Below are 20,969 nucleotides of genomic sequence, written 5' to 3'. Positions count from 1 at the left end.
ATAATTATAAATCAAACCCTATGAAGAATAGCTTACTATTATTGATAACTTTATTATGTTTTTCGTTATCCACAAATGCCCAAAAGAAAGACAAAAAAAATAAAGTAGCTTTAGATCTTATCGCTGCTGAACCGGACAAGGAGCTTGTTGGTGAAACCTTTAACAGATGGTCTATTGAAGGTAGTTTTGGTCAAGCAAAAGGTTCTAAACCTTACACTGATGGATACTATGCTAATAATCCAGGTAAATTTTTTGGTGGATTAGCATTCAATTCTTTTGGTTTCGGAGCGAGATACATGTTCAGTCCAAAATTCGGAGTTAAAGCTAACATCAATGTTGACAACCTTCAGGAACAGAATAATTCTGGAAGTTTACCATTTCAAATGCAGCATCACCAATTTTCTGGTGAAGGTGTAGCTAACTTGATTCGACTTTTTGACATACAGAAGCAAGCAGGACGATTTGGTTTGTTATTTCATTTCGGTTTTCAAATATCTAGAATGACACCTCAAATGGGACCTCAAGATAAAACAGAATGGAATGGTGGAATAATAGGTGGATTATCTCCTCAGTTCAGAATATTCAAAAACGTGAGTGTTTTTGCTGATGTTACAGTAAATTCAAATGTTAGACAACACTACAATTGGGATGGAACAACATTCTCTGAGTCTAAAAACAATTTAACGGGTAGTTTGTTTAGAACATCTTTAGGACTTTCAATAGCTTTAGGTAAAGGTAAAATTCACGGTGACTGGGCTATCATTCAAGATAAAAATGATGCTAAGTTAGATTCTCTTAATAATAGAATTGGTGAGATTGAAGAATTGATGAACGACAGCGATAAAGATGGTGTTCCAGATTACTTAGATGCTGAACAGAATTCTATTGCTGGTGTAGCTGTGGATACTAAAGGTAGAATGGTAGACAAAAATAATAATGGTGTGCCTGATGATTTAGAGAAATATGTTAATAATACCATCACCAATAGCACGACTGCAGCAACGGCAGCAGCAACAGAAAGTGCAGTATTACAACTTATAAATGATGGTTATATTGCAGCTTATTTTGATACTGCAAAAGCAACTCCAAATGCTGCTTCTGCTAGCAATATCGGATTTATCTTGAACTATCTTAAAAACAACCCTGACAAATCTGTTGATATCTCAGGATATGCAGATGAAATTGGCGGAACGCAATACAACGACAAGCTAGCTAACGATAGAGCTCAAGCAGTAAAATCTATCCTAGTAAAAGCGGGAATAGCTGAATCGAGAATAAGCATCCTCTCAAGAGGTGAAGATGATTCAGTTGATAAGAAATCGGAATGGGCAAGACGTCTAGTTCGTAAAGCTGTTTTCAAAGTGAAATAATTAACAATTGATTATTGATAACTATAAATTAACCTCTGTTTTTCAACAGAGGTTTTTTTATAACTTTAAAGAAAAACCATGGAAGCAAGAGATAACAATGTTTTAGAATTGAGAGGTGAAGCTTTAGGAAACATTACTAATCAATCTTCACTCGAAGAAGTTTTTCAGAACAAAACCCTCCGCCCTATCTTAAAATTACAAAATGATTTATTTATTCAGGTTTTTATAAATTATGCCGTCAAACAAAAAAGTGTCTTCTTTGGATTAACTCCAGACAAAAAAATGGCCTACATTGAAAACGTAATCCACCGAGACATCAAGTTTCGTAACGCTTTAAAAGGAATGGTAATTGCTTTTTTTACTTTAGAGGAATATGCCGAATATATTCAGATATCTTCCAATTTGAATAAAAGGATGATGAATATGCTCATAGAACGGCTGAAAAGTCAACTACAACTAATAGAACAATAGTTTATCTATTGAAAAAAATTAAAATCCACTGTTGATTTTGGTCGGTTTTTTAAGGATAATTTAAAAACTAATTATCTTTAAAAACTATATCATAATACTTATTTGTTTCTATATTATTATTGATTTCACAACGTTTTTTTCATTATAATTGTTAAACTAATGACAATTTATGAGAGAAGAATATTTTAAGTGGCATTCACCTAACTTAAATCGTGAAATTGAGATGCTCGTATTTGGTCATGCCGGATATCCAATCATCCTCTTCCCTACTTCTATGGGAAGTTTTCACGAAAATAGAGACCAAGGTTTGATTGAAAGTGCTCGTTGGTTTATTGATCAAGGATTAGTACAAATATTTTGTCCTGACAGTATTGATAAAGACAGCTTTTACAACAAATTCATTCATCCTGTACACCGAATTCAGAATCATGCTTGGTATGATAAAATGATTTGCCACGAAATTGTAGAACGTGTTCGCAATAACACCGGAGTCGGAAAAGTAGCTGTTGCTGGTTGCAGTTTTGGAGGTTATCATGCTTTAAATTTTGCCTTCAAACATCCCGGTTATGTTAGCCACATGTTTTCTATGAGTGGTGCATTTTCGATAAAAAGTTTTATGGACGGACATTGGGATGATGATGTCTTTTACAATTCTCCAGAAGATTATCTTCATGGTCTTAACGATGGCGAATTATGGAATATGGATATCATTTTAGGAACTTCCAATTGGGATATTTGCTTTGATGCTAATTTGAAACTAAGTAAAATATTAGCCCAAAAAGATTTACCACATTGGTTGGATATCCGACAAGACCGGGAACACGATTGGCCGGTTTGGCGAGAAATGTTTCCGCATTATTTATCAAGAATCAAATTTTTCTAAAAAAAAGTACTAAAAAACAAAATCAATAAAGATGAAAAAGATTGGAATACTATTCGGAATGGAAGACACTTTTCCACAAGCATTTATAGATAGGGTAAATTCAAAAGCTGAAAAAGGCATAATGGCTGAAGCTGTTTCTATAGATAAAGTTGTTCAAAATAAAGGTGGCGAATATGCCGTTATTATTGATCGAATTTCGCAAGATGTCCCTTTTTATAGAGCTTTTTTAAAAAATGCGGCACTAACCGGAACCAATGTAATTAACAATCCCTTTTGGTGGAGTGCCGATGATAAGTTCTTCAACAACTGTCTGGCGGATACTTTAGGAGTTCCGCTACCCAATACCGTGATTCTTCCCTCGGCTGAACATCCGACAGACACTACTTCAAAATCATTCCGAAATTTAAAATATCCAATGGATTGGGACGGAATCTTTGAGTATATTGGTTTTCCGGCTTACATGAAACCTTACGCTGGTGGCGGTTGGAAAAATGTGTATCGATTAGAAAACAAGGAAGAATTTTGGCAAAAGCATCAGGAAACGGGACAATTAGTAATGCTTTTACAGGAAGAGATTGTATTTGAAGATTACTATCGTGTTTATTGTTTGGGATGCAAAGACGTACGTATCATGCCTTACGAGCCCAGAAATCCACATCATTTAAGATATGTTGTTGAAAATCCCAATACAGACAAAAAACTTTTGGCAACCATAAAGGATTACACACTAAGACTTTGTAAAGGTTTAGGTTATGATTTTAATACTGTCGAATTTGCTGTTCGTGACGGAATCCCTTACGCTATCGATTTTGGAAACCCAGCACCTGATGCTGAACTCACATCGGTTGGGGCAGAAAATTTTGAATGGGTTGTAGAAACTTCTGCAAAAATGGCCATCGCAGCAGCCAAAAAGCAAAAACCAGGACAAACTAATTTAACTTGGGGAACCTTTATTAAGGATTCTGCAAGTAAGTAGCCAATTTTAATTGACTTTGCTACTTTGAAATTATAAACGAAAGAATGATGACGAAAAAATTACCTATATTCACTCTAGGTGTAGAAGAGGAATATCAAATTATTGATCCGGAAACACGTGATTTGCGTTCGCATTTATCCAAGATTGTTGATGGTGCCAAAATTATTCTCAACGAACAGGTTAAAGCCGAAATGCACCAGTCTGTTGTAGAAGTCGGGACCAATATCTGCAAAAATGTATGCGAAGCCAAAGAAGAAATCCGTTTTCTCCGTAGCAAAATAGTAGAACTAGCGCATAAACAAGGCTTAGTTGTTGGTGGTGCAGGAACGCACCCTTTTTCACGTTGGCAAGATCAACCTATTACTGACGATCCACGATACCATCATATTGTAAACGAATTACAAGATGCAGCCCGTTCCAATCTAATTTTCGGAATGCATTGCCATGTTGGTATTGAAAATCGTGAAATTGGCCTACAATTGATGAATCAGGCCTGCTATTTTTTACCTCATATTTTTGCCTTATCAACCAATTCGCCTTTTTGGGAAGGAAGAAACACAGGTTACAAGTCCTTCAGAACTAAAGTATTTGATAAATTTCCACGTACCGGTTTACCCGAATATTTTGACAGCGTTCAGGCATATGACAATTATCTGGAAACATTGGTTAAAACAAAATGTATTGATAATCCGAAGAAAATTTGGTGGGATTTACGTTTGCATCCTTTTTACGACACTATTGAATTTAGGATAACGGATATGAGTTTGACGGTTGATGAAGCTATGTGTATCGTATCCGTAATCCAGGCCATTGTGGCCAAATTGTATAAACTAACCATGGCCAATACTAGTTTCAATATCTATCGAATTGCTTTGATTAAGGAGAATAAATTCAGGGCTGCTCGTTACGGAATTGATGGTAACATGATTGATTTTGGTTTGCAAAAAGAGGTAGAAACTAAAAGCTTGATTCACGAATTACTCGAGTTTATTGACGATGTAGTTGATGAACTCGGAAGCCGTGAACATATCAATTACATTCACACCATTCTTAACGAAGGAACTGGTGCCGATAAACAGCTTAAGGTTTTTGAAGAAACACATGATTTGACCAAAGTTGTAGATATGATTACGAGCGAATTTACTCGCGGATTGTAACCAAACTGTTAATTTAATTGTTATAAACTGATTTCTAAATGCCCATCACTGAATACTAATTGTTTAAATTTGCAGCATTAAAGATGTACAATGAGTCACCAAATTAGAATAGCAGTCTTAGATATGTATGACGGAGAACCAAATCAGGGAATGCGTTGTATTATTGATATCATAAATCGATTTAACCAAATTGCAACGTTCCAGATTTTTGATGTTCGAGGGAAAAGTGAATTTCCAAACATTCAAAAGTTTGATATATTCATTTCAACAGGAGGACCCGGAAATCCTCTGGAAGGCAACGGCAATTGGGATTTAAAATGGTACAATTTCATCGATGAATTATGGCTTTGGAACAAAGAGCAAAAAGTTAAAAAACACGTTTTGTTTATCTGTCACTCCTTTCAAATGGCTTGTTATCATTTTGGTTTGGCTGAGATTAACAAAAGAAAATCAACTTCCTTTGGCGTCATGACCATTCATAAGACGGAAGCAGGTTTAAATGACCCAATTCTGGAAGGATTAGAGAATCCATTTTATGCTATTGATAGTAGAGATTATCAAGTTGTGCAGCCAAAACTGAGCATTTTCAGTAAAAAGGGTGCCATGATTATTGCCCTTGAAAAAATCAGAACGCACAGAGAATACGAGCGTGCAATTATGGGTGTTCGCTTTTCGGATGAATTTGTCGGTTTGCAATTCCATCCCGAAGCTGATGCGTTAAGCTTTATTGCGAATCTTAAAAGTAAAGAAAGACGTGAAAAGATTATCGCTATGAAAGGGAAGCAAAAATTCAGAGATATGCTGGAAGACTTGTTGGACGAAGACAAAATCTACAAAACCAATGAAACCATCATTCCAAATTTTCTCCGAATTGCTATCAATGATTTGATTAAGCATAAAAAGGCATTGACGAATTAGTAAATTAGGATTTCTTTAATCATTGTCTTACTGCTACTATCTTAATACTTCAAAATGAATACCAAATACAGACATCTTTTTAACGAAAATTTCTCGGTTGAAAAATATCAAAATCTTATTCAGGATATCAACTCCGATTTTGATTATGACGTCACATTCCGTATTGGTGAAACACCTTTTTTTATCCGAAACGAATTAAAAGAGCAATTGCTCGAAGGTTGTCAACAGGTAATTGATTTTATTAAGACTAAAGAGTTCAAAAGCCTAACCAATAAAGCCTTAGAACTCAATAGAAAAGTTCCCAATGAAGATAATCATACTACTTTTTTAGCTATTGATTTCGGAATTTGCGAAGAAGACGGAAAAATTACCCCAAAGCTTATTGAAGTACAAGGATTTCCATCGCTATTCAATTTTCAAAATCATTTGTCCCAAAAGTTCGTCAACCACTACCCTTTCCTATCAGAACTCACTCCTTTTTTAAGTGGATTGAATCCTGAAAGTTATTTGAAACTGCTTGACGAAGTTATCTGTAATAATTTCCCTAAGGATAATGTGATTTTATTGGAAATTGAGCCCGAAAAACAAAATACCAAAATTGATTTTTATTACTGTAGACAAGATATCGGTATTCCTATTGTTTGTGTAACCGAATTATATCAAAAGGGTAAAATATTGTTTTATAAAAATAAACAAGGCGATGAAATTCAGGTGAAAAGAATCTATAATCGTGTTATTTTTGATGAACTGGATTTGCGAACCGACTTAAAACTAAACTTCGATTTTTCTTCGGATGTAGATGTAGAATGGGCAGGTCATCCGAATTGGTTTTTCCGAATCAGTAAATTTATATTGCCTTATCTAAAAGGAAAATATTTTATAGAAACCACTTTGCTTTCCGATTTAAAAGAAATTCCAACCGATTTGGAAAATTATGTGCTCAAACCCTTGTTCTCCTTTTCAGGAAGCGGTGTTATTTTTCATGTCAAAAAAGAAGATATCGAAGCGGTAAAGGAAAAAGACTTGTACATTCTTCAGAAAAAAGTCAATTACAAACCTATCATTCAATCGCCCAACGGTAAAGTAAAAGCTGAAGTGCGTATCCTTGCCGTGTGGAAAAAAGAGGCTCCATCACCTACTCTAGTAACCAATTTGGTTCGATTAAGTCGTGGGGAAATGATTGGCGTAAAATTCAACAAAGACAAAGATTGGGTTGGCGGAACTGTTGGGATGTTTGAAAAGTAAACTACAAATAGGCTTTCTTTATCTCTAAAAAGCTTTTATCAGAAGTAATTAAGGCTTCGATGATTTGCTTTCGTAAAACTTCTAAATCTTCATAATGAAGATGTTTGGCCCAATCTGTTTCGTTTAATACTTGCTTGACAGTTCTGATGGTTTTAGCCGTTTCTTTGGCATTTCTCAGAATTACCTTTTCGTTGTTTCCCAAACTGTGTTTGTGATAAAAATTCACTTCTTGCGTTTCAAAATCCATTTTGATAAAAAACAATTTGGACGTATCATCATTCGAATAAAAATCGGCCCAATTGGCGTAACCAACAATGGTATGCTGACTCTTAAAATCTGCTAAGGGAATCAATCTCCAATGACAGTTAGCAACTCTTCCCCAATGGTTCGAAATGCGGTACAAACCTTCGACCGTAAAAATATACCGACTTCCGGATTGACTCGTATAACTGATTTTTAAATCACTGATTTCAGCAAATAAAACCTCTTTCCAAATGCAGAAAGTATGTTTATGAAAGTTGAGCCTACTATAGATTTTATTTGCCACAATATTAATGTAATTTTTTCACAGCTTCCTGTTGTGCCACAGTGGCAAAGTCTCTTATCAAACGTTCAGCATAATCATCTAATAATTCCAGCACTCGTTTGTTAGCATCACTTTTGACTATAAGTCCGGCGTGATATTCCAAAGGTACTCTAAAACAAACTTCGCCATCATCAAATCCGGATAAATCGGGATGCTCAAATTTGGAAAGTGTTAATACAATTCCGGCAAACTCTTTCTTTATGACTGGCAATTTATATTCTTTTCCTTTAATCAAACAGTCTTCAATTTTTGCCCATTCTTTCCAGAGATTTACTCCAGAAGCGGCATCAACCATCTCGGCGAGATGTGCGCCACCAACACGAGAAGCAGTTTCCAAGAAATAAATTTTTCCGTCGTCATTGCATTTGATAAACTCGGTATGATTAGCACCATGCATCATGCCAAATGCCTTTAAAACCTGTTCGTTTAATTTTTTGATTTCCTTATCGTCCTTCGAATTATACGGAATATTAGCACTTCTGAAAATACCACCACCTTGCGAGATTTCCATTGGCGTGGCCAAATATTGAGATGTAATAGAAAATACCGTTTTGCCTTTCCAATTGAGTCCATCACAATGATAAACAGCTCCAGGCTTGAATTGTTCTACCAAATATTTCAATCGATGGTTATCGCCTAATTCATGGATCTTTTGCCATAATTCTTCCTTAGAATGAACTTTCATAATACCAGATGCCGAAGCTTCAGAACGCGGTTTTAAAACCCATGGAGGTGCAACAGTATCGGCAAACTGATTGATTTCTTCATCATTGAATAACGAACTGAAAGCAGGAATTGGAATTCCGGCATCTTTGGCTTTCATACGCATGGCGAGTTTATCACGGAAATACCTTCCGGTAGATTGTCCCATACCATCAATTCTAAGATTTTCTCTCAAAAAGGCCGCTTTTTCTACATCAAAATCATCCAAAGCTACAATTCCGTCAATTTTTTTATGGCGCATCAAGCTTCCAACTCCAGACAATAATTCGTCTAAATTCCAATCGGTGTCCTGACCCGGCATAAAATAGATTTCATCAATATAATCAACTGCCCACGGCTTATCGCGTAGTTTTTCGGAAGTAATTAAATAGACTCGGTTTCCTTGCTTTTTAAGATTGATTAGAAAGTCGTTCCCTTTAAAATAGTTCGAAACACAAATGAAGTTTTTGATTGGATTTTCCATATTACAGGTTTTCGATATAATTAGTAACTAAATGTACGCCATAAGCAGTTGCATGCTTGGTTTTGGCAAACTCAGAATCTCCAAAAGCCACTCCAGCAATATCCAGATGTGCCCATGAAGTATGTTTATCTGTAAAAAACTCTAAAAATTTGGCTGCAGAAATGGCTCCGGCTACCGGTTTTCCAGAATAATTTTTGACATCAGCAATTTCACTTTCAATATCAGGAGTATAAACATCCCAAAGTGGTAATTGCCATAAGCGTTCTCCAATAGCATTCCCCGATTCTTGCAGTTTTTGGGATAACGCCTCATTGTTAGTAAAAAGTCCGGCACACTCATACCCTAAAGTTCCCACAACGCTTCCCGTTAAAGTAGCTAAATCAAGAACAGTGTCAGGTTTATAATTTTTAATCAAATAGGCTAATCCGTCAGCCAAAATCAATCGTCCTTCCGCATCGGTATCAATAATCTCAATTGAATGACCAGCGTAACTCTGAATCACATCGCTTGGCAAAAAGGATAAGGCATCAACCGAATTCTCGCAAGCCGGCACAATAGCTGTAACCTGAACTGGAAATTGTAAATCAGCGATTAATTGCATTGCTCCTAAAACAGCAGCGCCACCAGCCATATCGCATTTCATCTGTACCATTCCGGCCGTCTTTATATTCAGTCCTCCTGTGTCAAATGTGATTCCTTTTCCAACCAAACCAATGTGTTTTTTGGCATTTGCAGGCTTGTATTCCATGATGATAAACTGCGGTTCTTGAGCACTTCCTTTGCCTACCGATAGAAAAGAATGCAGACCTATTTCTGTCGATTTATCTTTACCAAAAACCGTGACATCAAAACCGTATTTTTTTCCAGATTCCGAAGCCCAATTGGCCAAATATTTTGGGGTGACTTTGTTAGGAGGTAAATCAACTAAAGCAAAAGTTTCAAGTTGAGCCTTAGCAATTTTAAGGGATTTCGTTATCGTTTCCTCAAATTCAGTTTTGGCAATGTATTTCATTTCAAAACCAGCATTTAGGAATGGATGCGCTTCGGCTTTTTTGTAATGCCCTAAATTATAAGTTCCTAATAAAAGTCCGCAAAACATAGCCTCCACTTGATTACTGTTGAAAGAATCGGGAATAACCACAGCGACATTCTTACCAAAAACGTCTTTTTGCTTGGCAGCAATTCGTCTGAAAATGGTTTTAAGCGACTTATAGTCAACTTCTTTTCCAAGACCTATGAAGACGTGAGTACAATCGTATTTTTCAACCAAATAATGCGTATCTTTTTTTCCGTAGAATACTTGTGAATATACGGAAACTCCGTGATATTCAATCGGAACAATGCTTTTGGCTGTGGTTTCGAATACGGGAATCAGTATCGTTCCAGTAAAATTATCGAGGTTTGGTATTTTTTTAATTTGCATAATTAATCTTCTTTGTTACTAAAATAAAGCCATTCAATTGCTTTCGGAAATTCATCACTCCAATAGCGTTCATTGTGTTTGCCTTCCATATTGAGGCTTAATCTGACTTTCATCATATCGGCAAATCCTTCTTTTTTGAGTAATCGTTTCTTGAAATTTTTTACGTGATCAATCATAGTGGCACTTTCATCGCCACCGGCATACAGATAAATTCGGGTATCTTGTGGTTCATCCATATCTAAAAAGGACAGTTTGATTTTAGGAACGACCCAAAGTGACGGTGAAAATATCATGAGTTTTCCGAAGATTTCAGGGTACATTATCCCCGAAAAAATGCTAACCAATCCACCCATCGAGCTACCTCCTATTCCTGTATGTTGTCGATCTGGTTTGGTTCTGAAATTACTGTCCACAAAGGGTTTTAGTGTTTCGGTCAAAAACCGTATGTATTTTTTTCCTTGACCGTTTCCGAGAACTGTATTTCCAACATTATATTCTTTAATACGCTCTTTTTCGGCGTGTTCAATGGCGATGATTATGATTTTACCGATGTTATATTCCGCCATCACCGCTAGTTTCTTATCAATTTCCCAATTGCCATATTTGGCTTTTTCGTTAAATAAATTCTGTGCATCCTGCAAATATAAAACCGGATAACTCTCAGTAGACACTTCGTAATCGTGCGGTAGCAATGCCCAAACTCGGCGGGTTTTATTCAGTTGCGGAATTTCAAATTCTTCGGAAATCAGATGCACTTTGGGTAAAAAATTTGATTTAAAAGGTAACCAATTGCGACGCCACTTCGCTACATGTTCTTTACGAACTCCATTATGCTGTTTACAAGAACGATTTTCGGTTCTATTGCCAAACTTATCAATCTCTACCTCACTCCAATCACCACGTGTAAACTTATACAGGAGCTCATCCGGATAATTAAAATCGTGTTCAAATTTGAAGTGGTACAAGCCTTGTCCGACTTTTTCCATTTCAAACTTTTTATCTTGTGTCACCCAATTGTTGAAGTTTCCCGAGATATACACCGGACGTTCATCATCTTCGTCAGTCGTTAAAATAATATTGAGTTGGGGTTCAATGATATTTTTAATTTCTAAATCTTCTGCCACACTACTTTGTTCTTTGGTCATTGTGCTTAACGTTTCACTATTTTATAGTGTAGTAAAAATACTTTTTTGGAATTTTAAAACAAAGCCTTTTCACAAAATATATGGATATTTAAACAGAATAGATTTGTTATTGCAGAAAAGTATCTTTCAAACCTTTTTTTTGAGAAAATGGTATAAAAAAAGCCCAATTGTTTGTGCAATTAGGCTTTAAGAATTTAATTTAAATGTTAATCTTCGTCATCTGTGTTTCCCGAATCAGGAGCAGCAACACCAGCATCATTTCGAATTTCAGTATGTCGGATTTCGCCACCTGTAGTTCCAACTTGTTGCGCTAATACAACGCCCACAATGGCAATAACTAACGTCAAAAAAGATATTAATGTAGCTTTGCTGTGTTTTTTGATATTGGTGTAGAGTCCGAGTAAGGAAATAATTCCTAAGACGTATAAAACTAGCGCTAGTTTTTCGGCTATTTCTTCATGTTCGTGGATAATTTTTTTACCAATGTTTGGCATGTCTTCGACCATTTCTTCTGCACCTTCGCCCGTTCCCATACTGAAAGCGGCAAAAATGGCACCTACAACGAACAATACATAAGAAACATTCTTAACGGTATTGTTCTTTAACAATATTCCGGCAACTAAAATTCCCAAACCTAAGATGGTTCCTATGATGGGAAAATGGTTGACAACTAAGTGATAATGCGCATCTGTCATAATGATTTAATTTAATAATTTAATCCAAGGTAATTTATATTCTGTGCATTCGATATGATACTTATCATAAAGTGCTCTATTTAGAAAAACTCAAAATTACTTTGGTACCAACTTCTTCTTGACTTTCAATACGTAGATCGATCTGAAGTAAAGAGCTGAGACGCTTTACGATAGACAACCCAAGTCCGGTTCCTTTAATTTCAGGATGTTCATTAGCTTTAGAACGATAGAACTGATTGAATATTTTTTGTAAATCTTCACTTGCAATTCCAATACCGTTATCGGCTATTGTGCATATTATGTTATCATTTTCTTCAATAATTCCAAAAGTTATTAGTCCGTTTACCTTAGAATACTTTACGGCATTTGTCAAAATATTATTGATCACAATAGAAAAAAGATAGGCATCCGTTTCAACATAAAAATCCTTTGCCGATAGAACTTCGCACTTTATTTTCTTTTGATTGATGATGCTTGCGTTTCTGGAAATTATGTCTAGAAATAAGGCATTCAAAGAAATATTTTCCATTTTCAAAGATTGTCTTTGATTTTCAAAACGAGCCAAAAGCAACAATTCGTCTACTAGAAGATTCAATCGGTTGACTTCACTGATACAAAAATCGATTTTCTCTTTGTATTCCTCCTGATTTCTTGGTTTTCTGATGAGCACTTCTAAGGTTCCTTTGATTACGGCCAATGGAGTTCTCAGTTCGTGGGAAGCATCAGAAGTAAACTGTTTTTCACGTTCAATGGCGTTCTCTACTCTATCCAGAAGATTATTGATAGTCATCGAAAGCAAATGCAATTCATCTTTATTTATGGGTAATGGAATTCTCGATTTCAAATTATCCTTAGTGATAATATTGGAAGTATGAATAATCGAACTGATGGGTTTAATGCTTCTTCCGGCGATAAATCGGGCAATAAGAAACAATACTAAAAGTATCAGAGGATAAGCAATAACCAAGATGATGAAAAGGTTGTTTAATACCATCACCGAATCTTCTACAGACATCGCAATAATCATAAAACCTATGATTTTAGTATCTTGATATAAAGGAACTTGAATCTGTCTAACGGAAGTCTTTTCTAACTTGCCGTCAAACAATACATTGTTGATGGCTTCGGGATAATAGCTTAATTGTTTTTGTTTCAGATTGGGAGATTTATCAACTAAAGCGCCTAACTCATCTACAAACTGAATGAAGGCCGGACTAATATCAACTTTATTGAATTGAATCTTTTTCCATTGCTTTTCGCGTATTAGCAATACACAGTTTTCTTTGACTTCAATTTCCCGTAAGTGCTTAGTAACTTCCAGTTTGATGTCGTTATTGACCTTGATATTGATACTAAATCGCACAATAGCATAAATCACACAAAACACTACAAAAATGAGCAATGCTGTGGTGATTAAGTAGTTGGACGCGATTCTGTTTTTAAAAGAAAGTTGTTGCATTTTGAATTAATCATTGGCGATGTAACCTACACCGCGAATAGTTTTAATATAATCTTCGTCTACTTTTAAGTTTAATTTTTTTCTGATGGCATTCATAAACACATCGATAACTCCAGTATCATATTCAAAGTGAATGTCCCAAACATCTTGAATTATTTCGGTTCTAGAACAGACTTTACCTTTATTTTTAACCAAATAAGACAATAAATCAAACTCTTTTTGAGTTAAAGAAACTTCAAGTTTATTGACTGTAACCGAATGTTTTTGCAAATTGATTTCGATAGGTCCTAATGTCAAAATATCTTGTTCGGTTTTATCCCGAAGCTGCACACGTATGCGTTCTACAAGTTCGTCAAAACTAAAGGGCTTTTTAATGTAATCGTTGGCTCCTGCTTTCAAACCTTCTACCGTTTCTTGAACGGTATCTTTAGCTGTTAAAAAGAGTATTGGAGTTTTAGTATTCGTTTCCCTGATTTTTTGGCAAACCTCTAAACCTGTCATTTTAGGTAGCATCCAATCTAATAGTACCAAATCAAATTTTTCTTTTTGAAAAAGGGTAAATCCATCCAATCCATTATTTGCGGCAGTAATTTGATAGTTTTCTTCTTCCAATCCTTGTTTTAGGAACTGAAGGATTCCTTCTTCGTCTTCCACTATTAGAATGTGCTTCATAGTATTTAAAATAGAATTTTGATAAAGGTACTTTAATTTTAAAATTTAGAAACAAAGCAGATTTATTTTAATCAAAATTTAATTCATTTTTAAATGTAAAAAGACCCTCAATTTCTTGAAGGTCTTTTAAAATAGTATTGCTATTGATACCTTATCTTTTAATCACTCTCAACGTTTGAACATTGTCTTCTTGTGATACGATAATATTGTAAACGCCACTTGGATAACCATTACCAAGCATCGTGTTTTCCATATCCGAAATGCTAACATCTTTCTGCTCTATCAATCTACCAATCATATCGTAAACTTTAAGATTTACGTCGGATTGACTCGATGTTTTAACATCGAGCATAAAGTTGTTTGCAAATGGATTAGGATAAGCGTTTGCATTGAACGCTAAAGGCATCGCTGTCTTACTTGGAGCTTCTGTAAATACGTCGCAAGCGGAATCATAATCTCCGAAGACACCATTTAATTTGATAGCAACAGAAATATTATAGTTCTTGCCTAATTGTGCAATAGAGAAATCACTCAATTTAAAATAGGAATAGCTTATTTCTCTTTCTTCAGAATTGACCACATCTTCTCCACTTATTTCCTCTAATAAGACTCTGTAGTTAGGGAAACCCGGATAAGGTGAAATATTTAATTGTTGCGTCAAGGATGTAGGTGACATAGAACCACATTGAGTCGGAATTAAGCTAGTAACTGGGAAAAATGGTGTTTTAATTTTAGTTTCTGGTCCGTAACCCGACCATAATGTTGACACTCCATCAAAAACACTATATTGAACCGAAATAGAATAATTGGTGTTGTACGCAAAGCTAATTCCTTGAAATGCGGTTAATGATGAGAAGCGACTCGCATTTGGAATGGAATAATAGTAGGTTGGCGTAGGACCATTATCCGTAAACAATCTGATTCTGAATTGATATGATGTAGCATACGAAGCAGATGTTGCTGAAATATTGGCATTCATTGTAGCGACCTGAGCATTATTTCCTGGCGATGCTAAACCTATTATAGGAATAGATGGTGTATTTACGACACACTCAGCACCATAACCCGATTCAACAGTCAAACTCGTAATAGGATCAATAAAAGAATACTGCACGGCTATTTTATAACTCGTTTGAAATTGTAATGGAAATCCAGTAAATGAATTAGCGCCAACAAATCGTGATGCAGATGGCGAATAACCATAAGTCGGTGACGGATTTGAATCATTCAAACGAATTCGGAACGTATATCCGGTGGCATTTAATCCTGGATTAGCCATGATAGTCGAAGTTAATGTAGCTAATGTACTGCCACAGCTAACACTATTGAGAGAAATAAGTTGAACAGTTGGTGAATTTACAGTAATAGTATTTCCTGCAAAAGGAACTATTTCATCGTTGATAACCGCAGCAACTTTAATACTATAGGCAGCATTATAAGAATGTATAACTCCGGGAATAGTAATATATCTTGAAGTTTGAATGACATCGGGAGCAGTAATTCCAGTTGTTAGATTCGAAACAGAAAAACGATATTTAATATTTGTTGTTCCAGGGTACGAATACCCTACAGCTGGGATAGCCAAAGACAATGAAGCCAAAGTAGAGTTATCATAAGATGACGTCATATTCACCACTACTGGTGCACATCCATCAGACAAAACAGTATCACAATTTTCATCGATACCATTATAACAAATATCGGTAACACTTGGATTAATTGCTGGGTCATTATCTGTGCAATCTCCACCTCCAAATAAAATGTCAGTAGTGTAACCTTCTCCAGGAGACGTACAAGATGGAATGGCAACTCCTGAGTAATATTGATCATTATCCGCATCTAAATACCACAAAGGTTGTGCAGTAATTGTGATATTGGCTGGTAAACTTGTAGCGGAACAACCATTTGGATCAGTATAAGAATACGTATATGTGGTACTGCTACTTCCGATGAAAGGGTTTGCTACACTGTAATTACCAGTACCTCCTAGTGGAGTGCCAGAACCTAATAATGCAATAGAACTTCCAGAACAGCCGCTAACATCTGATGCCGTAACTACAGGAAATGGATTAACAAGCACAACTCTATTTTGAGTTAATGGTCCATTACAACCCGCCGAGCTCGCTGTGATAGTAGCAGTTCCGCTAAAGTTAGCATCCCAATTCATTATTCCGGTGGATGAACCAATGGTTCCAGCTCCTACCGGTGAAACACTATAGGTAATTCCCGAAGAATTTGCTGCTGTAGCGGTATATGTTGTATCAGGAGCATCCTGGCAAATTGTTGTTGCACCTAAAATAAAAGATGGCGTTCCAACGCTAGGCGTAATTGTAACAACTCTATCAAGTGTTTTTGGTCCATTACAACCTGCCGCACTCGCTGTGATAGTAGCAGTTCCGCTAAAGTTAGCATCCCAATTCATTATTCCGGTTGATGAACCAATGGTTCCAGCTCCTACTGGTGAAACACTATAGGTTATTCCTGTTGAATTTGTTGCAGTTGCGGTGTAAGTTTCATTTGCAGCATCTTGACAAATAGTTAAGGCTCCGACAGTAAAACTCGGAGTTCCTACAGTTGGTATTACATTAACTGAACCATTCAAATTTGAAGAAGTACATCCGGTAAGACTATTTGTTACTGTAAAAACTGATGGAGTAATTGTTCCGGCAACAGCAGGAGAACTTAAATTTACAGTTATTGTTGATGGTGCAGCACCAAGATTACCGTAAGTCACAGCGGTGATTCCTGTACCCGATATTGAATACAAATCTGCTGATCCTGTTAATGCTGAGTAAGGTATACTGTATGCTAACGCATTTTGACAAATTGATACTATGGCTCCTAATGTCATTGTTGGAGCGGTACAACTTGATGTAGCAACTGTAATATAACCAGTTGTTCCTGATGTAAAGTAAGTATTATTTTTAAAAACAGGAGCAGTAGCTGAAGTACTTGTGCTACCAAATTTAGCGGCTGCAGTACCAGCGCTTCCAAGTGTTAAAGTACTTGATGTATTGGTTGTCAACGAACCAAAGTTAGCCAAGGCACCAGAAGCTATTGATAGATTTCCACCTATTGCTGTAGACTTGTTAAATGTTTTGGTTCCACCTGACAAAGAGAGATTATTAAAGTTTATCGAAGATGATGTACCACCAATAGTTTGCAAAGTTCCATTCATTGCTATTGTTCCGGTTCCAGGCACAAAAGTTCCTCCGTTATTAGTCCAATTGCCGGAAACCAAATGAGTTACTGAACCAGCGGTTAATGAACCTCCTCCACTGTTAATAGTAACATTGTTCACTGTGAGAGCAGTATTCAAAGTTACTGTACCACTAGTATTGGCAATAGTTAAATCATTTAGTGTAGTATTTACTAGGTTTGCCGTCTGATTTGCCGCACCATCAAAAATATAATTGGCAGTGGCATTAAAAGTTCTGGTTCCAACCGAAGTAGAAACGGTACCTGTTGTACCCGAAACAATTCCATTAACATTTCCTGTGATTAATGTTGCTCCTGACGCAAGGGAAAATGTACCCGAATTGCCTCCCAATATTGCTGGAGAAAATGCCTGAGTATCCAAAGTTCCATTCACTATCAATGAACTAGCAGGGTTACTTGCAGTTCCCAATGTTAATGCTGATGTCAATTGTACCAAAGCATTTGCGTTAACAGTCACATTATAATATTCTGTGTTTGATGAAGCTACTATGCTTACCGTTTGCGTTGCACCCGTTCCGTTAAATACCAATCCTCCGTTTACTGGAGTAGCCGAAGTATAAAATCGTCCGGAAGTTCCTGTTTTGGAGCAGTTTCCTGAAATTCTAAACTGATTATTTTTGGTGTTACCTTCATCTCCGAAATCAATAATTATTCCGGTTGAAGATGCACTAAAGTTAGTGGTTTGGAATATAGAAACATTCGATGCCGTTGCCCCACCATCATCCATATTAAGTCTTGCAGTCCCAGAAATTGTTGTTCCTGTTGCTCCATTAACAGTAGTTGTTGCTCCAAGACCATTACTAGTAGTTTGCATATTAAAAACACTACTTCCCGATAATGAAAAGTTACCGGTTACAGTTAAACTGTAGGCTGTTGCTCCTGCATTTTGATTATACGTTCCGCCGGTTTGACTAAAGTTCCCAGAAACACTTGTACTGATTCCCTGAGTAACTGTACCTGTTATCGTTAAATTTGGAAAAGATGTTGAGGTTGAACCACCAATAGTTGCCGTACCATTCAATGTTACAGTTCCTGAACCCGATACAGACTTACCGTTGTTGGTCCAATTTGAATCCAAATTAATAGCTCTGTTAACTGCAAATGTGGATGCATTTGTTAATGTAATAGCATTTAAATTCATAGCTGAACCTGAGCCGCTAATAGTTTGTGCAGACGATCCGTTGAAATTAAGATTGATAACACTTTCATCGACAAAATCCACACTACCATCATTTACAAAGCTTCCACCTACAGTAAGTGTGCTTGTTGCAGCGCTTCCACCCGTTCTTACTCCAAAAGAGCCTCCTAAGTTTACCGTTACATTTCCTGTAACCGTAAGTGTATAGGCTGAACTTCTTTCAAATAAAAGATTTCCTCCATTCTGTACTGTTATTGATTTAACAGTGGATGAAGAAGAACTGTACCTCGGGTCAGTAGATACATTTGGAATCACTACATCTTCTGAAGATGTAGGCACATGATTTAAGGACCAGTTAGCACTTGTGTTCCAACTATTACTAGAAGAGCCATCCCAAGTATTGGTCTGTGCATAAAAGTTTTGAATTCCAAAAAGAAAAACAACAAACATAATCAGTTTAAGGAAAGCTTTATCATGTTGCTTTGCATCAAACATTTTCGAAAGAGTGATAGTTTTTTTCATATTCAGTAAGGTTAATATTAATTATCTTAAAGTTATTGTAGGTAATTATGTACCAACAAATAAAACCGTTAAGCGTTCAATATTTCCGATTAAATTCAACATTTTATAATTTTAAAAGGCTAATTTTAAAAAAATAAGCAGAACAAATCACTGACTATGAGGTAATTACAAAATAAAAAAGTACGACGAAGTGCAAAAAAAACAGATTAAAGTCAAAACCACTGAGGTAATTTTACTTTTTTTTTCTCTATTAATTTGAAGATTTTGATAAAATAATGTTGGGGAAATTCAAATGTTGATTTACCCCTCAAAATGGGTTAAATAAAATTATTTATATTGGTTAAGATGGAACAATAAAAAAAGCCTAAACATAAGTTTAGGCTTTTTTTTATATTATAGTGTTATTTTTAGAATACTCCTGTATAGCTTACAAAAGCTACTTTTCCATCGCCAAAATATTTGGCAAAGAGCAATCGCTTACTATCTGGAAAATAATTTACAAACTGATGGATGATACTTCCGCCACTATAAGCATTTCCTCTAGTATCATCTATCTCATCGTCATCCTCTCCACCTCCATTGGTATTGTAGTAAGGAAATTGCAATTTTCGTGTAGTAGTTTTAAATGTTGGTGCTGCTATTTGATTGAATACAGCAAACTCAACCTTTCTTTCGGTAAAAGCATACGTATTAATGTAATAATCTCCTTTATAATATAATACCCCAAAATTATTCACTAAAGCATTACTGAACGGAATCGCACCGCCTTCTACTATTTTATTGTTATTCAAAACTTTTCCGGCTTTATCCAGAACGACTAATGTTCCTGAACCAAAAGCATAAACTGGTTCATTAAATCGAGGGTCGTTTGGAAATGAATTGGATGGCTTAGTTCCGGTTTGATATTTACACTCAGCAAACAAATCAATTTGATTATCATGTACGCTTACATAATTATACCGAATCTCTTGTATATCCTTAATTCCGGGAAAAATATTGATTGGATCATTATTAATCATTTTACCTAACTCTAAATCATAAAGCATAATATTACTGTAGGCCCATTCTCTGAAACTGGCTTTAAAATTAAAAGCAATCAGATAATCCTGAGTTCCAATCGAGATTGCAATAGGTTTGCTGATTTTAATTTCTGCACCTAAATCTTTATCAGTTTCACTAGTAGCGTCTACAACCAATAATCCGTGTTTCTCACTCTTTGACACCACTCTTTTAACAAAAACAAGCTTCCCAGAGTTGGTCATGGTCATATCACCTGAATAAAATTCTAAAGGAAAAGTCACTGTTTTTTGCCATACGACATCAAAAGTAGCTCCGTCAATCACAGTACATTCATCCACTTCAGCAATTTTTCTATTAGAAAATTTAGAATATACAATTCCAAAATACGATTTGTTTTCAGAAGCAACCACATACGCTGTACCTGATTTTGACAGACTTTCAAATGTATAGCCCACAATTAAAGTGGTGGTGAATGTATCAGTGGTTTTATCAAAAATGATTCTGTGAATCTCTTTCTTCTTAGTTTTGTTCGAATAGCTATCCGTAAAAACGACCACCTTGTCCTTACCTATTTCATAACTTCCTAAATAATTGTAAAGCGTATACGTGTCTTTATTGGGAAAATCTTGTTTAAAGGTATTGACCAATTTATTCTTCTGATCAAACTTTCGAATAATGATGCCATGTTGCGCCATCATTCCGTGTTTATTTACAATACTCATCAGATAATGATTGTAATTATCGGCCAAAACCACTTTAGGCTCTTCTTCTAGCTTTACGTCATAATCAAATTTTGTACCCCATTCAAGTTTTGGTTGCGCAAACAGCGTTACTGTTGTCAGAACCATCATCAATGCTGAAATTGTTAGTTGCTTTTTCATTGG

Annotated in this window: 16 protein-coding genes; 7 read left to right on the top strand and 9 right to left on the bottom strand. The window is 35.8% G+C overall.

The window, feature by feature from the left end:
- The first annotated feature begins 20 nt into the window (after positions 1 to 20).
- From ACULEU_RS07370 to ACULEU_RS07340, 7 genes are all read left to right on the top strand, one after another.
- Positions 21 to 1,370 carry an OmpA family protein gene (locus tag ACULEU_RS07370; RefSeq protein ID WP_445454808.1) on the top strand — a complete coding sequence of 450 codons (1,350 nt, stop codon included), beginning with the start codon at positions 21 to 23 and terminating at the stop codon, positions 1,368 to 1,370.
- 78 nt (positions 1,371 to 1,448) lie between these two features.
- Entirely contained in the window at positions 1,449 to 1,841 is a 393-nt protein-coding gene (locus tag ACULEU_RS07365; RefSeq protein WP_445454807.1) for a glyoxalase, read from the top strand.
- 169 nt (positions 1,842 to 2,010) lie between these two features.
- Positions 2,011 to 2,724, top strand: coding sequence for an esterase family protein (locus ACULEU_RS07360; RefSeq protein WP_445454806.1), 714 nt, complete (start codon positions 2,011 to 2,013; stop codon positions 2,722 to 2,724).
- A gap of 31 nt (positions 2,725 to 2,755) precedes the next feature.
- On the top strand, positions 2,756 to 3,700 hold the full coding sequence (locus ACULEU_RS07355) for an ATP-grasp domain-containing protein (RefSeq protein ID WP_445454805.1): 945 nt from the start codon (positions 2,756 to 2,758) through the stop codon (positions 3,698 to 3,700).
- Between the two features lie 44 nt (positions 3,701 to 3,744).
- Positions 3,745 to 4,857, top strand: a complete 1,113-nt coding sequence (locus ACULEU_RS07350; RefSeq protein ID WP_445454804.1) for a carboxylate-amine ligase — start codon at positions 3,745 to 3,747, stop codon at positions 4,855 to 4,857.
- A gap of 90 nt (positions 4,858 to 4,947) precedes the next feature.
- Positions 4,948 to 5,775, top strand: a complete 828-nt coding sequence (locus ACULEU_RS07345) for a type 1 glutamine amidotransferase (protein ID WP_445454803.1) — start codon at positions 4,948 to 4,950, stop codon at positions 5,773 to 5,775.
- A gap of 54 nt (positions 5,776 to 5,829) precedes the next feature.
- The gene (locus tag ACULEU_RS07340) at positions 5,830 to 7,020 is read left to right on the top strand and encodes a hypothetical protein (RefSeq protein WP_445454802.1); all 1,191 of its coding nucleotides are present in this window, start codon (positions 5,830 to 5,832) and stop codon (positions 7,018 to 7,020) included.
- A gap of 1 nt (position 7,021) precedes the next feature.
- On the opposite strand, the gene ACULEU_RS07335 is transcribed toward ACULEU_RS07340, so the two are convergent.
- From ACULEU_RS07335 to ACULEU_RS07295, 9 genes are all read right to left on the bottom strand, one after another.
- Positions 7,022 to 7,567 carry a hypothetical protein gene (locus tag ACULEU_RS07335; RefSeq protein ID WP_445454801.1) on the bottom strand — a complete coding sequence of 182 codons (546 nt, stop codon included), beginning with the start codon at positions 7,565 to 7,567 and terminating at the stop codon, positions 7,022 to 7,024.
- 4 nt (positions 7,568 to 7,571) lie between these two features.
- The gene (locus tag ACULEU_RS07330) at positions 7,572 to 8,792 is read right to left on the bottom strand and encodes an ATP-grasp domain-containing protein (protein ID WP_445454800.1); all 1,221 of its coding nucleotides are present in this window, start codon (positions 8,790 to 8,792) and stop codon (positions 7,572 to 7,574) included.
- Between the two features lies 1 nt (position 8,793).
- Positions 8,794 to 10,215 (bottom strand): leucyl aminopeptidase family protein, encoded by a 1,422-nt coding sequence (locus ACULEU_RS07325; RefSeq protein ID WP_445454799.1) that lies wholly within the window; start codon positions 10,213 to 10,215, stop codon positions 8,794 to 8,796.
- Between the two features lie 2 nt (positions 10,216 to 10,217).
- Positions 10,218 to 11,360 (bottom strand): alpha/beta hydrolase, encoded by a 1,143-nt coding sequence (locus ACULEU_RS07320; protein WP_445454798.1) that lies wholly within the window; start codon positions 11,358 to 11,360, stop codon positions 10,218 to 10,220.
- Positions 11,361 to 11,566: 206 nt separating this feature from the next.
- Positions 11,567 to 12,055, bottom strand: a complete 489-nt coding sequence (locus ACULEU_RS07315; protein WP_445454797.1) for a hypothetical protein — start codon at positions 12,053 to 12,055, stop codon at positions 11,567 to 11,569.
- 76 nt (positions 12,056 to 12,131) lie between these two features.
- Positions 12,132 to 13,514, bottom strand: coding sequence for a sensor histidine kinase (locus tag ACULEU_RS07310; protein ID WP_445454796.1), 1,383 nt, complete (start codon positions 13,512 to 13,514; stop codon positions 12,132 to 12,134).
- A 6-nt stretch (positions 13,515 to 13,520) separates the two neighbouring features.
- On the bottom strand, positions 13,521 to 14,186 hold the full coding sequence (locus tag ACULEU_RS07305) for a response regulator transcription factor (RefSeq protein ID WP_445454795.1): 666 nt from the start codon (positions 14,184 to 14,186) through the stop codon (positions 13,521 to 13,523).
- 151 nt (positions 14,187 to 14,337) lie between these two features.
- The gene (locus ACULEU_RS07300; protein WP_445454794.1) at positions 14,338 to 19,065 is read right to left on the bottom strand and encodes a T9SS type A sorting domain-containing protein; all 4,728 of its coding nucleotides are present in this window, start codon (positions 19,063 to 19,065) and stop codon (positions 14,338 to 14,340) included.
- Positions 19,066 to 19,472: 407 nt separating this feature from the next.
- A complete protein-coding gene (locus tag ACULEU_RS07295) occupies positions 19,473 to 20,966 on the bottom strand; it encodes a hypothetical protein (RefSeq protein WP_445454793.1) in 1,494 nt (497 codons plus the stop codon).
- Positions 20,967 to 20,969: the final 3 nt, after the last annotated feature.

Source organism: Flavobacterium sp. 25HG05S-40 (assembly GCF_052654735.1).
The sequence above is the reverse complement of the archived record's forward strand: the minus strand, read 5'-3'. Positions and strand labels throughout refer to the sequence as shown.